We start from the raw sequence: 13360 nt of genomic DNA on the forward strand, positions 1-13360 counted from the left end.
TCCGTCAGGTGCGGACGACGAGGTCGGCCACGGCCGGGACGTCGCGCTCGGCGAGGAGCTCCTCCTCCTGGTGCGCCCACCGCTGCCAGTGCTCGGCCCAGTAGTCGCCGTCCCGGTCCCGCACGCGCGCGTGCCGCACGGGCTCGGGCGCCTCGACCCACACGAGGACGTCGACGTACGGCGCGCACGGCGCCGACCCGGCCCCGCAGCCCTCGAGGACGAGGACCTCCGGCACGGGGACGGCGAGCGGCTCACCGAGCCGCCCGGCGTGCCAGTCGTAGGGGCGCAGCGCGCCCGCCTCGCCGCGAGCCAGCGGGGCGAGCACCCCCGCGGCCACCGCCTCGACGCCGGCGCGCAGCCCCGACCACCCGCGGTAGGCGTCCTCGAGGGAGAGGACGCGGGCGCCCGGTAACCGGTGCCCGACGGCGCGGGCCAGCTCGGTCTTGCCGGCGCCGGAGCGGCCGTCGATCGCCACGACCACGGGCCCGGGGCGGGTGTCGGTCCGCGCGTCGCGGACGAGCGCGATCACCTGGTCGGCGGCATCCATCGCCGGCACGCTACCCGTTCCGGCGCCCGCCCCCTCGACCGCGTCGCGGGACGGGTGACGCGACCAACCGCCGTCGTCAGCGATCATGGGGGCAGGGAACGAAGGGAGACGGTGCGATGAGCGTGGCCGTGCGGGTCATCCCGTGCCTGGACGTCGATGCCGGGCGCGTGGTCAAGGGGGTGCGCTTCGCCGACCTCCGCGACGCCGGCGACCCGGTCGAGCTGGCCCGGCGCTACGACGCCGAGGGCGCGGACGAGATCACCTTCCTCGACGTCTCCGCCTCCTCGGACGGGCGGGCCACCACCCTCGACGTCGTCGCCCGCACCGCCGAGGAGGTCTTCGTCCCGCTCACCGTGGGCGGCGGGGTGCGCGCCGTCGCCGACGTCGACGCGCTGTTGCGCGCCGGGGCCGACAAGGTGGGCGTCAACACCGCGGCGGTCGCCCGGCCCGAGCTCATCGGGGAGATCGCCGAGCGGTTCGGCAACCAGGTGCTCGTGCTGTCCGTCGACGCGCGCCGCTGCCCGCCCGGCACGCAGACGCCGTCGGGCTACGAGGTGACCACGCACGGGGGCCGCCGGGGGACCGGCATCGACGCCGTCGCCTGGGCGGTCGAGGCCGCCGAGCGGGGGGTCGGGGAGATCCTCCTCAACTCCATCGACGCCGACGGCACCACCGGCGGGTTCGACCTCGCCATGCTCGCCGACGTGCGCGCGCAGGTCCGCGTCCCGCTCATCGCCTCGGGCGGGGCGGGGACGCCGGGCCACTTCACGGAGGCCGCGCGGGCGGGGGCCGACGCCGTGCTCGCCGCCAGCGTCTTCCACTTCGGCACGCTCACCATCGGCGAGGTCAAGGCGGACATGCGGGCCGCCGGCATCCCCGTGCGCTGAGCCGGCGACGGGATGTGTTCGGCGGGCTGCCGGCCGCCCGCGCCCGCGCTCGCCGCTGCGCCGGCCGCCCGGCCTCGATTCCGGGGCTTGTGGGTGAGATCCCAGCGCTATAGGCATCGCGATGTCACCCACAGGCGCGGAATCGGTGGTGCGGGCGCGGAATCGGTGGTGCGGGGTCGCGGGCGGGGGCTCCAGGTCGGATGGTCGCTAGCGGCGGCACCGGCTCCGCCGGGTCGGCCGGCTACAGCGCGTCGCTCGCCGCGGCGCGGGCCGCCGGGCCTCGATTCCGGGGCTTGTGGGTGAGATCCCAGCGCTACAGGCATCGCGGTGTCACCCATAGGCGGGGAATCGGGTGGTGCAAGGCGCGAGGTCGCCCGGTCGGAGGTCGCTCGGGCCGGCGCGGGCCGCCGGGCCGCGATTTCGGGGCTTGTGGGTGAGATCCCAGCGCTATAGGCATCGCGATGTCACCCATAGGCCGGGAATCGGGTGGTGCAGGGTGCGGGGCCAGCCGGTCGCTCCAAGCCGGCGCCAGGACCGCCGGGTCGCCCGGACGGCGCGGGCACGGTTTGCTGTGCGGGTGAGTCGGCTCACCGGAGCCGACGACGGAGAAGGAGACCACGTGTCCTTGAGCGAGATCGAGCGAGCGTTCGCCGTGGAGTCCTTCACGGCGGCCGGCCCCGACGCCCCGACGCTGTGCAGCGGCTGGCGCAGCCGCCACCTGCTCGCCCACCTCGTCCTGCGCGACCAGAAGCCGCTGGCCATCGCGCGCGACGTCATCGCCCGCAAGCCCCCCGGGGAGGAGCCGGTCCTCGGGCGGGTGGCTGAGGAGGCGAGCACGCCCGAGGGCTACCTCGCGCTCGCCGAGCGGTTCAGCGCGGGCCCGAGCCGGGTGAACCCGGTGGCCTGGCTGGGCGACCGCGCGAACCTCGTCGAGTACGTCGTCCACCACGAGGACCTGCGCCGCGGGGCGGGCCTCGGTCCGGCGCCGGCGCGATCGGCGGAGACGCTCGACGCCCTGTGGCGCAACCTCCAGCCGATGGCGCGCATGATCATGCGGCGCAGCCCGGTCGGCGTCGTCCTCGTCGTGCCCGGCGGCCCCCGGGCCGTCGTCCGGCGCGGCCCGGACACCGTCGCCATCGTCGGGGACCCCGTCGAGCTGGCCCTGTACCTCCTCGGCCGGACCAAGGCCGCCGACGTGCGCTTCGAGGGCGTCGCCGAGACGGTCGCCCGCCTGCGCATGGCGCACGAGAAGACCGACTGACCGCGCGCCGGCGGGGCCGGCGGGACCCCGCCGGCCGCCGGCCGGCCCCCCGGCCGGACCCCGCCAGCCACCCGCCGGGTCACCCGCCGGACTGCCGTGCCGCCGCTCGCCGGCGTGTGGCACCATCGATCCCCGGCCGCCCGCACGATCGGTGAGCCGGCCCCACCCCACCGCAAGGAGCGTCCCGCCGTGCCCGCAGCCGCGTCCCGCCAGCGGCACTTCGAGCCGGGGCCCGGCCCGCGGCCGTACACCCTGTCCGGCAGCACGCTGCGCCGGTCCGCCGCCCTCATCGCCCGCGGCATGCGGGACTCCCCGCGCACGTCGACCCTCGCCGTCATCAGCTCGGTCCTCTACGGCCTCGGCACGGTCGGCTCCGGGCTCCTGCTGGGCCAGGTGACCGACCGGGTCCTCACCCCCGCCCTCTCGGGCGAGGACGTGCCCAGCTCGTGGATCTGGTGGTCCGCCGCCGGGCTCCTCCTCGTCGGCCTGCTCACCGCGGTCGCCGTGGCGGGCCGCCGCGTCTGGGCCGGAGCCGCCGTCTTCGAGATCCAGGCCGCGCACCGCCTGCGGGTCACGCGCCGCTACCTGCGCCTGCCCATGAGCTGGCACCGGCGGCACCCCACCGGCCAGCTCCTGTCCAACGCCAACGCCGACGCCGAGGCCGCCTCGGGCGTCTTCATGCCCTTCCCCTTCGCGCTCGGCGTCACCGTGATGCTCCTCGTCGCCGCGGTGGCGATGCTCGTCACCGACCCGCTCATGGGCCTCGTCGGCGTCTCCGTGCTGCCCGCGGTCATCGCCGCCAACGCGGTCTTCCGCCGCTACATGTCGCCCCGGGTCGCCGTCTCCCAGCGGCTGCGCGCGGAGGTGGCCGACGTCGCCCACGAGTCCTTCGAGGCGTCGCTGCTCGTGAAGTCGCTGGGCACCGAGGCCGTGGAGGAGCGCCGGTTCGCCGAGGTGACCGAGGAGCTCCTCGAGGCCAACGTCGCCATGGGCCGGGTCCGGTCGGTGTTCGACCCGCTCATCGAGTTCCTGCCCTCGCTCGCCACCCTCGCCGTCATCGCCGTCGGCGCCTGGCAGGTGGAGCGCGGCGCCGCCGACGCCGGCGACGTCGTGATGATCTCCTACCTCCTCACGATCATGACCTTCCCGGTGCGGGCCATCGGCTTCGTCCTCGCCGAGCTCCCGCGCTCCCTCGTCGGCCACGACCGCATCGCCCGCGTCGTCGACGCGACCGGGGACATGCCCGACGGCGACGCGGACCTGCCCGGCACCGGCGGCCTCGACGTGCGCGTCGAGGACGTCACGCTGGAGGTCCCGGCCCGCCTCGTCGCCGACGACGGCGAGAGCGCGCCGGCCGGCGACCGGCCCGGCACCGTCGCCCTGCTGCGCGATGTCAGCCTCCACGTCCCCGCCGGGAGCACCGTCGCCCTCGTCGGGCCCACCGGCGCCGGGAAGACGACGCTCACCTCCGTCTTCGCACGCCTCCTCGACCCCACGAGCGGCCGCGTGCTCCTCGACGGCGTGGACGCCCGCGACCTCACGGCCGCCGCGCGCACCGGAGCGGTCGCCCTCGTGGGCCAGTCCACCTTCGTCTTCGACGACACCGTCCGCGGCAACGTCGCCCTCGACGACACCGGCGCCATCACCGACGAGCAGGTGTGGGACGCGCTGCGCACGGCCCGCGCCGACGCGTTCATCCGCGCCCTGCCCGAGGGCCTGGACACCCGGGTGGGCGAGCGGGGCACCACCCTGTCGGGCGGGCAGCGCCAGCGCCTGGCCATCGCCCGCGCACTGGTCCGCCGCCCGCGGCTGCTCATCCTCGACGACGCCACGAGCGCCGTCGACCCCGTCGTCGAGCAGCAGATCCTCGCCGGGCTGGGCGACCGCACCGGCTCCGACACGTCGGTGAGCGTCCTGCTCGTCGCCTACCGCACGGCGACGATCGCCCTCGCCGACCAGATCGTCCACCTCGACCGGGGCCGCGTGGTCGACGCCGGCACCCATGCCGAGCTGCTCGCCCGCGACCCCGGCTACGCCGACCTCGCGACCGCGTACGAGCGCCGCACCGCCGACCGGGAGGCCAGCCGATGAGCAGCCAGATGTCCTCGGCGAGCGATCTCGGCGTCTTCGCGACCGTGCGCCGCGGCCTCCAGCTCTCCCCGGCGATGGTCAAGGGCCTGGGCTGGACCCTCGTCCTCGCGCTCCTCGCCACCGCCGGCCGGGTCGTCGTGCCCGTGGCGATCCAGCTCGTCACCGACAACGCCATCCTCGCCCCGGGCGGACCGAACGTCCCCGCCGTCGCGTGGACGGCCCTCGGCGGCGCGGGCGTCGTCGTGCTCGCCGGAGTGGCGAGCTCCGTCGTCAACATCCGGCTCTTCCGCAGCAGCGAGGAGGGCCTCGCCCAGCTGCGCATCCGCACCTTCCGGCACGTCCACGACCTCGCCGTGCTCACCCAGAACGCCGAGCGGCGCGGCTCGCTGGTCTCCCGGGTGACGAGCGACGTCGACACCATCTCCCGCTTCGTCCAGTTCGGCGGGCTCCAGCTCATCCTCAACGTGGGCCAGCTCCTCATGGCCACGGTGGCCATGGCGATCTACTCCCCGCCGCTCACCGCGGTGGTGTGGCTGTGCTTCGCCCCGGTCTTCTTCTTCGCGCCCGCCGCTCAGCGCGTCATCAGCCGCGCCTACGGCATCGTCCGGGAGCGGGTCGGCGGGATGCTCGCCGCCATCAGCGAGTCCGTCGTCGGGGCGGAGACCATCCGCGCCTACGGCGCCGCGGCCCGCACCCAGCGCCGGGTCGACGACGCCGTCACCGAGCACCGCGACGCGGCCGTGCGGGCCCAGACCTTCACGGCGGTGGCCTTCTCCACAGGCCTGGCGCTCTCGGCGCTCGCCCTGGCGGCGACGGTCGTCGTCGGCACCATGCTCGGCCTCGAGGGCGAGCTCACCGTCGGCCGCCTGCTGGCGTTCCTCTTCCTCGTGCAGATGTTCACCGGGCCGGTGCAGAACGCCACCGAGATGCTCAACGAGCTGCAGAACGCCGTCGCCGGGTGGCGGCGCGTCATCGCGGTGCTCGAGACGCCCCTCGACATCGCCGACCCCGGTGTGCCCGTCGGCACGGACGGGACCGGGGAGCTGCGGGCGAGCAACGCGGACGCGGACGCCCTCGCGGCCGCCGAGGCCCGGCGCGGACCGCACCGCGCCGCCGAGGTGGAGTTCGACGGCGTGCGCTTCGGCTACCCCGTGGGAGCCGAGGTGCTCCACGGCATCGACCTGCGGATCCCCGCCGGCACCGCCGTCGCCATCGTGGGGGAGACCGGCTCGGGCAAGACGACGCTGGCCAAGCTCCTCGCGCGGCTCATGGACCCCACCGCCGGACGGGTGCTCCTCGACGGCGTCGACCTGCGCGACCTGCCGCTCGCCGAGCTGCGCACCCGCGTGGTGATGGTGCCGCAGGAGGGCTTCCTCTTCGACGGCACCATCGCCGACAACATCGCCTACGGCCGCACCCGGCACCCGCGGGCCGCCGTCGAGGCGGCCGCGCGCGACCTCGGTCTCGAGGACTGGCTCGCCGGCCTGCCCGACGGGATCGACACCTCGGTGGGGCAGCGCGGGGAGTCGCTGTCCGCGGGGGAGCGGCAGCTCGTCGCCATCGCGCGCGCCTACCTCGCCGACGCCGACGTCCTCATCCTCGACGAGGCGACGTCGGCGGTCGACCCCTCCACGGAGGCGCGGATCGCCGACGCGCTCGAACGGCTCACCGCCGGGCGCACCTCCGTGGCCATCGCCCACCGGCTCTCGACGGCGGAGGCCGCCGACCTCGTCGTCGTCGTGGACGCCGGGCAGGTCGTCGAGGTGGGCCGGCACGCCGACCTCGTCACCCGTGGCGGCACCTACGCGCGGATGTACGGCAGCTGGGTGGCGCAGACCCGCTGACGGGCGTGGGCGGGTCGGCGGGCGCCGCACCCCGCGTGGCAAGATCGTGGCGTGGCAGAACCCAGCACCCTCGACCCGGCGATCGCGGCACGACTCAAGCACGACGAGCACGGGCTCGTGTGCGCCGTCGTCCAGGAGGACCGCACCGGTGAGGTGCTCATGGTCGGCTGGATGGACGACGAGGCCCTCGCCCGCACCCTCTCCAGCGGGCGGGTGACGTTCTGGTCGCGCTCCCGGCAGGAGTACTGGCGCAAGGGCGACACGTCCGGGCACAGCCAGCACGTGCGCCGCGTCCAGCTCGACTGCGACGGCGACGCGCTCCTCGTCCGCGTCCACCAGGTGGGGGCCGCCTGCCACACGGGCGCCCGCACGTGCTTCGAGGCCGGGGGCGACCTGCCCGTGGTCGTCGGCGCGGCGCCGGAGGGCGAGCCTGCGGGCGAAGGGCCTGCCGCTGGCGAGCCCGCGGGCAACGGGCCGGGGGCGGCGTCGTGAGCGCGCCCACGTGGGGCGAGACCTGGCCGAGCCTCGAGGGCTTCCGGGACCTCGCCGCCGACCGCCGCGTCGTCCCGGTCGTGCGGCGCCTCCTCGCCGACGACGTCACGCCCGTCGGCCTGTACCGCCAGCTCGCCGGCGGACGCCCCGGCACCTTCATCCTCGAGTCCGCCGAGCAGGGCGCCTGGTCGCGCTGGTCCTTCGTCGGCGTCCACTCGCGCGCCACGCTGCTGGCCCGGGGCGGCGAGGCCCGCTGGGTGGGCGACGTCCCGGTCGGCATCCCCGAGTCGGGGCCGGTCCTCGACGTCCTGCGGCGCACCCTCGACGCGCTCCACACCCCCGCCCTGCCCGACCTCCCCCCGCTCACCGGCGGCCTCGTCGGCGCGCTCGGCTGGGATGTCCTGCGCCAGTGGGAGCCGCGCCTGCGCGCCCTCGCCCCGGTGGAGCTGGACGCCCCCGAGGTCGCCCTCTGCCTGGCGAGCGACGTCGCCGCCGTCGACCACACCGACGGCTCGGTGTGGCTCATCGCCAACGCCATCAACTTCGACGACACCGACGCCCGGGTGGACGAGGCCCACGCCGACGCCGTCGCCCGCCTCGACGCCATGGAGCGCGCCCTCCTCGCCCCCACCCGTTCCCACGCGGCGGTGGCCGGGGCCACGGCCGACGTCGGCGCGCTGCGCTTCCGCACCACCCAGGAGGAGTACGAGACCGGCGTCCTCGCGGCGAAGGAGGCCATCCGCGACGGCGAGGTCTTCCAGCTCGTCCTGTCCCAGCGCCTGGACATCGACTGCCCCGCCGAGCCGCTCGAGGTCTACCGCGTGCTGCGGACGATCAACCCGAGCCCGTACATGTACTACCTCCAGCTCCCCGACGTCGCCGACGACGGCGCCACCGGCACGTTCGCCGTCGTGGGCTCCAGCCCGGAGACGCTCGTCAAGGCCGACGCCGGCACCGTCATTACCTTCCCCATCGCGGGGTCGCGGCCGCGCGGGGCGACGCCGGAGGCCGACCGGGAGCTGGCCGAGGAGCTGCTCGCAGACCCCAAGGAGCGCTCCGAGCACATCATGCTCGTCGACCTCGCGCGCAACGACCTCGTCAAGGTCTGCCGCCCGGAGACCGTCGAGGTCGTCGAGCTCATGGAGATCAAGCGGTACAGCCACATCATGCACATGTCCTCGACGGTGTCGGGGACCCTGCGCGACGGCGCGAGCGCCCTCGACTGCCTCACGGCGACGTTCCCCGCCGGGACCCTGTCCGGCGCGCCGAAGCCGCGCGCCATCGAGCTCATCGACACCCTCGAGCCCGCGCGGCGCGGGATCTACGGCGGGACCGTGGGGTACTTCGACTTCGCCGGGAACGTCGACATGGCGATCGCGATCCGCACCGCGTTCATCCGCGACGGCGTCGCGAGCGTGCAGGCGGGCGCCGGCATCGTCGCGGACTCCGTGCCGGTGACCGAGTACGAGGAGTCCCGGAACAAGGCGGCCGCCGCCGTGCGGGCCGTCGAGGGCGCCGCGGCGCTGCGCCGGGCGGGCGCGGACGACGGCGCGGACGACGGCGCGGACGACGGCGCGGACGAGGTCGCGGGCGCGTCATGAGCGTGCCCACGCGCCGGGGGGCCGGGCTGCCCGTGCGCCGGGGCACGGCGGTCCTCGCCGTCGTCGTCGGCAGTGCCCTCGTGCTCCTGCTCGCCGCGATGACCTGGGTCCGCGCCGACGTCCGCACGGTCCTGGCGAGCAGCGAGCTCGCCCTCAGCGGCACCGACGCCGTGCCCGCCGTCGTCGGGGCGTCCCTCGCCGCGGCCGCCGCCGCGCTGGCCGTGGCGATCGGGGGCCGGTGGGCCGCCACCGTCGGTGGGGTCGCCATCGCCGGTGTCGGCGCCCTGGCCGCGGGTGCGACCGTGGCCTTCCTCACCGACCCGGAGGCGCCCGCCCTCGACGCCGCTGCCGAGATGACCGGCGTGGCAGCGCTCGACGGCGCCGCCACGCTCACGCCCTGGCCCTACGCGACGGTCGCCGTCGGGGTGCTCCTCGCGCTGACCGGCGTCGTCGTCGTCCTCGCGGCCCCCGGGTGGGCGCGGGTGGGGCGCCGGTTCGAGCGGGACGCGTCCCCGGCGCCCGCGCCGGGGCGCGCCGTGGCCGCGGGTGGCCCGGCGGCCGGTGGCCCGACGGCCGGTGGCCCGACGGCCGGTGGCGCGCCGACGGATGGCGCAGTGGCCGGCGGCGGCACCCGGCCCGAGGTCACCGAACGGGTGCAGGCGATGGACGACTGGGACGCGCTCGGCCGGGGTGAGGACCCCTCCACCCCCGAGGCCCGATAGGCTGGCGGGCATTCGCACGCTTGGAGGACTGGGACATGGCTGAGCACGGCGCCAACCGCACGTACGACCTGCCGCCGACGGCGCCGTTCGCGAACCACGGCAAGACGGTCGCCTCGTGGACCCTCATCTGGGGTGTCTCGCTGGGTGTCCTCGTCGCCGCCCTCGGCCTCATCGCCTGGAACATCTGGGTCATCGGCGCCGGTGCGGCCATCGTCGTCATCGGCCTCGTCGTGAGCGGCATCCTGCGCGCCATGGGCATGGGCCAGCCGAAGTCCGACGAGAGCCGCCGCGCGGCGTCGGACGACTGGTACGCCTGAGCCCGTGCCGCCGTCGATCCCTGGAGAGAACATGAGAGACCGCCGCGCGAGCAGGCCGTCGCGCGACCGGAGCTACGGCTCGGAGCAGGCGCGCGCCGGCCAGGAGGCGGGCATGGCGGCGCACTACGGTGACGGGTCGGCCACCTCGCCGACCGAGAAGAACCGGCTGGGGACCGCGGCGCTCGTCGCCGGCATCGTCGCCATGTTCGCGCTCATCTTCCCGGTGGTGATCGCCCTGCCGCTGGGCATCCTCGGCACCGCCGGCGCCGTCGTCCTCGGCGTCATGGCGCTGCGCGCCATCGCGGCGGGCCGTGCCAACAACCGCGCGGCCGCGATCATCGCCTTGGTGCTCGGCGTCGTCGGCGTGCTCATGTACGCGCTCGCCGTCATCGGGCTCGTCGCGCTGGGCGCCAGCGGCGGCTGAGGCGCCCGTCCGACGGGCGGCGCACCCCTCCCGGGGCCGCCTCGCCGTCGACCGCCCGACGGACGCGGGTCCGGCCGTGTCCGCGGTCCGGCCTACGATGGCCCGCGTCAGCCACACGAGGGGAGCATGGTGTGACGGTCCTGGAAGAGATCATCGCCGGCGTCCGCGAGGACCTGGCCGTGCGCGAGGAGCGCACGCCGCTCGCGGACGTCAAGGAACGCGCCGCGCGCACCCCGCAGGCGAAGGACGCCGTCGCCGCGCTGCGCGGCACCGGCGAGGCTGTGACGATCATCGCTGAGGTCAAGCGGTCCAGCCCGAGCAAGGGCGCCCTGGCGGACATCGCCGACCCGGCCGGCCTGGCCGGCGAGTACGAGGCCGGCGGGGCCAGCGCCATCAGCGTCCTCACCGAGCGCCGCCGCTTCGGCGGAAGCCTGGAGGACCTGGGGGCCGTCCGTGCCGCCGTCGACGTCCCCGTCCTGCGCAAGGACTTCATCGTCACCCCGTACCAGGTGTGGGAGGCGCGCGCCTGGGGCGCCGACCTGTGCCTGCTCATCGTCGCGGCGCTCGAGCAGACCGTCCTCACCTCCCTCGTCGAACGGGTCCACTCCCTCGGGATGACCGCGCTCGTCGAGGCGCACGACCGCGAGGAGGCCGTGCGCGCCGTCGACGCCGGGGCGCGCGTCGTCGGCGTCAACGCCCGCAACCTCCACACCCTGCAGGTCGACCGCTCGGTCTTCGCCTCCGTCGTCGACGTCATCCCCGGCGGCGTGCTGCGCGTCGCCGAGTCCGGCGTCCGCGGACCCCACGACGTCCTCGACTACGCGCGCTCCGGCGCCGACGTCGTCCTCGTCGGCGAGGCGCTCGTCACCCAGGGCGACCCGCGCCGCTCCGTGGCGGACATGGTCGCCGCGGGCTCCCACCCCGCCCTGCGATCGGCACGCCGATGACCGCCACCGGCGCCCTGGCCGGCGCGGAGGGGCCGTACTTCGGCGAGTTCGGCGGGCGGTTCGTCCCCGAGGCGCTCATCGCCGCGCTCGACGACCTGTCCGCGGCGTGGGAGCAGCTCAAGGTCGACCCGGCGTTCCAGGCCGAGCTCGACGAGCTGCACCGGACCTACACCGGACGCCCGAGCATCCTCACCGAGGTGCCCCGCTTCGCCGAGCACGCGGGCGGGGCGCGGGTGCTCCTCAAGCGCGAGGACCTCAACCACACCGGCTCGCACAAGATCAACAACGTGCTCGGCCAGGCGCTGCTCACCCGCTCCATCGGCAAGAAGCGGATCATCGCCGAGACCGGCGCCGGCCAGCACGGCGTCGCCACGGCCACCGCGGCGGCGCTCCTCGGCCTCGACTGCACGGTCTACATGGGCGAGGAGGACGTGCGCCGCCAGGCCCTCAACGTCGCCCGGATGCGTCTGCTCGGCGCCGAGGTGGTGCCGGTCTCGACCGGCTCACGCACCCTCAAGGACGCGATCAACGAGGCGTTCCGCGACTGGGTGACCAACGTTGAGACGACGAACTACCTCTTCGGCACGGCCGCCGGCCCGCACCCGTTCCCCGCGATGGTCCGCGACCTGCAGAAGATCATCGGTGAGGAGGCGCGCGCCCAGGTGCTCGCGCTCACCGGGGCGCTGCCCGACGTCGTCTGCGCGTGCGTGGGCGGCGGGTCGAACGCGATCGGCATCTTCAACGCCTTCCTCGACGACGACGGCGTGCGCCTGCTCGGCCTCGAGGCCGGCGGCGACGGCGTGGAGACCGGCCGGCACGCCTCCTCCATCACCGGCGGCGAGCCCGGCGTCCTCCACGGCGCGCGCAGCTTCCTCCTCCAGGACGAGGACGGCCAGACCGTCGAGTCGCACTCCATCTCCGCGGGCCTGGACTACCCGGGCGTCGGGCCGGAGCACTCGTGGCTGTCGAGCATCGGACGGGCCGAGTACGAGCCCGTCACCGACGCCGAGGCCATGGAGGCGTTCCGGCTGCTGTGCCGGACCGAGGGCATCATCCCCGCCATCGAGAGCGCGCACGCCCTCGCCGGCGCCCTGCGCGTGGGCCGCGCCGCCCGGGACGCGGGGGAGCCCGCGCCGACCATCCTCGTCAACCTCTCCGGCCGCGGGGACAAGGACGTCGAGACTGCCGCCGCGTGGTTCGAGCTCCTCGACCCCGCCGAGCACGACGGCCACGTCCCCGAGGCCGCGCCCGCGCCCGAGGACGCCGAGAAGACCGGTTCCGTGGACGGCGCCGGGTACAACGCGACCGGAAGCGTGGAGCTGTGAGCACGACGAACGCCCCGACCACCCGCTCGACCGCCACGGCGATCGACGACGCCCGGGCGCGCGGCGGCTCGGCGCTCATCGGGTACCTGCCCGTCGGGTTCCCCGACGTCGCCACCTCCATCGACGCCGCGCGGACCCTCGTGGACCACGGCGCCGACGTCGTCGAGCTCGGCCTGCCGTACTCCGACCCCGGCATGGACGGCGCCGTCATCCAGGCCGCCGCCCAGGCCGCGCTCGACCGGGGGACCCGGACCAGGGACGTCCTCCACGCCGTCGAGCAGGTGGCCGCGACCGGGGCCGCCGTCGTCGTCATGACGTACTGGAACCCCGTGCACCGCTACGGCGTCGACCGCTTCGCGCGCGACCTCGCCTCCGCGGGCGGCGCGGGCCTCATCACGCCGGACCTCGTCCCCGACGAGGCGGGGGAGTGGATCGCCGCGTCCGAGGCCCACGGCCTCGACCGGATCTTCCTCGTCGCCCCGAGCTCCACCACGGCGCGCCTGGAGATGACGGCGCAGGCCTCGCGCGGGTTCGTCTACGCCGCGTCGACCATGGGTGTCACCGGCGTACGCAGCACCGTCGACGACCACGCGCGCGAGCTCGTCGCCCGCACCCGGCAGGCCGGCGCCGAGCGTGTGTGCGTGGGGCTGGGCGTGTCCACCCGGGAGCAGGCGGCGCAGATCGCGGAGTTCTCCGACGGCGTCATCGTCGGCTCGGCGCTCGTGCGGACCCTCCAGCGCGCCGACGAGGACCGCGCCGCCGGCCTGCGGGACCTCGCCGCGCTCACGGCGGAGCTGGCCCAAGGCGCACACGGCGCCTGACGCGCGCGCCCGTTCGGGAAGTTCAAGGCCACTCCGTCACCTCAACGTGTCGTGATCTAGCAGAAACGCTGGCGCCGCAGC

General features: G+C 75.6%; 13 protein-coding genes. 12 read left to right on the forward strand and 1 reads right to left on the reverse strand.

The genetic code is table 11. The features are described from left to right. Positions 1-4: 4 nt before the first annotated feature. On the reverse strand, positions 5-547 hold the full coding sequence (locus EBO36_RS05925; protein ID WP_222928779.1) for a nucleoside/nucleotide kinase family protein: 543 nt from the start codon (positions 545-547) through the stop codon (positions 5-7). Between the two features lie 116 nt (positions 548-663). Between EBO36_RS05925 and hisF the strand changes: the two genes are divergently transcribed. From hisF to trpA, 12 genes are all read left to right on the forward strand, one after another. After that, a complete protein-coding gene (gene hisF, locus EBO36_RS05930; RefSeq protein WP_122823796.1) occupies positions 664-1434 on the forward strand; it encodes an imidazole glycerol phosphate synthase subunit HisF in 771 nt (256 codons plus the stop codon). 619 nt (positions 1435-2053) lie between these two features. Continuing rightward, the gene (locus tag EBO36_RS05935) at positions 2054-2695 is read left to right on the forward strand and encodes a TIGR03085 family metal-binding protein (RefSeq protein ID WP_164471369.1); all 642 of its coding nucleotides are present in this window, start codon (positions 2054-2056) and stop codon (positions 2693-2695) included. Between the two features lie 189 nt (positions 2696-2884). Continuing rightward, positions 2885-4786, forward strand: coding sequence for an ABC transporter ATP-binding protein (locus EBO36_RS05940; protein WP_342352726.1), 1902 nt, complete (start codon positions 2885-2887; stop codon positions 4784-4786). Further along, positions 4783-6630 (forward strand): ABC transporter ATP-binding protein, encoded by a 1848-nt coding sequence (locus tag EBO36_RS05945; RefSeq protein WP_122823798.1) that lies wholly within the window; start codon positions 4783-4785, stop codon positions 6628-6630. Before EBO36_RS05940 ends, EBO36_RS05945 begins: the two co-directional genes overlap by 4 nt. A gap of 51 nt (positions 6631-6681) precedes the next feature. Continuing rightward, entirely contained in the window at positions 6682-7122 is a 441-nt protein-coding gene (gene hisI, locus EBO36_RS05950; protein WP_122823799.1) for a phosphoribosyl-AMP cyclohydrolase, read from the forward strand. Next, the gene (locus EBO36_RS05955; RefSeq protein WP_122823800.1) at positions 7119-8723 is read left to right on the forward strand and encodes an anthranilate synthase component I; all 1605 of its coding nucleotides are present in this window, start codon (positions 7119-7121) and stop codon (positions 8721-8723) included. Before hisI ends, EBO36_RS05955 begins: the two co-directional genes overlap by 4 nt. Beyond that, a complete protein-coding gene (locus EBO36_RS05960) occupies positions 8720-9445 on the forward strand; it encodes a Trp biosynthesis-associated membrane protein (protein ID WP_122823801.1) in 726 nt (241 codons plus the stop codon). Before EBO36_RS05955 ends, EBO36_RS05960 begins: the two co-directional genes overlap by 4 nt. Before the next feature lie 35 nt (positions 9446-9480). Beyond that, positions 9481-9762 carry an HGxxPAAW family protein gene (locus EBO36_RS05965; protein ID WP_127572682.1) on the forward strand — a complete coding sequence of 94 codons (282 nt, stop codon included), beginning with the start codon at positions 9481-9483 and terminating at the stop codon, positions 9760-9762. A 31-nt stretch (positions 9763-9793) separates the two neighbouring features. Further along, complete coding sequence (locus tag EBO36_RS05970; RefSeq protein ID WP_164471370.1) at positions 9794-10186, forward strand: hypothetical protein; 393 nt, start codon at positions 9794-9796, stop codon at positions 10184-10186. Between the two features lie 131 nt (positions 10187-10317). Then, the gene (gene trpC, locus EBO36_RS05975; RefSeq protein ID WP_122823803.1) at positions 10318-11133 is read left to right on the forward strand and encodes an indole-3-glycerol phosphate synthase TrpC; all 816 of its coding nucleotides are present in this window, start codon (positions 10318-10320) and stop codon (positions 11131-11133) included. Next, a complete protein-coding gene (gene trpB, locus EBO36_RS05980; protein WP_122823804.1) occupies positions 11130-12458 on the forward strand; it encodes a tryptophan synthase subunit beta in 1329 nt (442 codons plus the stop codon). Before trpC ends, trpB begins: the two co-directional genes overlap by 4 nt. Continuing rightward, on the forward strand, positions 12455-13279 hold the full coding sequence (trpA, locus tag EBO36_RS05985; protein WP_122823805.1) for a tryptophan synthase subunit alpha: 825 nt from the start codon (positions 12455-12457) through the stop codon (positions 13277-13279). The genes trpB and trpA overlap by 4 nt, the downstream gene beginning before the upstream one ends. The last annotated feature ends 81 nt before the right edge of the window (positions 13280-13360 follow it).

Origin of the sequence: Georgenia faecalis (assembly GCF_003710105.1) — a bacterium.
Classification (GTDB): domain Bacteria; phylum Actinomycetota; class Actinomycetes; order Actinomycetales; family Actinomycetaceae; genus Georgenia_A; species Georgenia_A faecalis.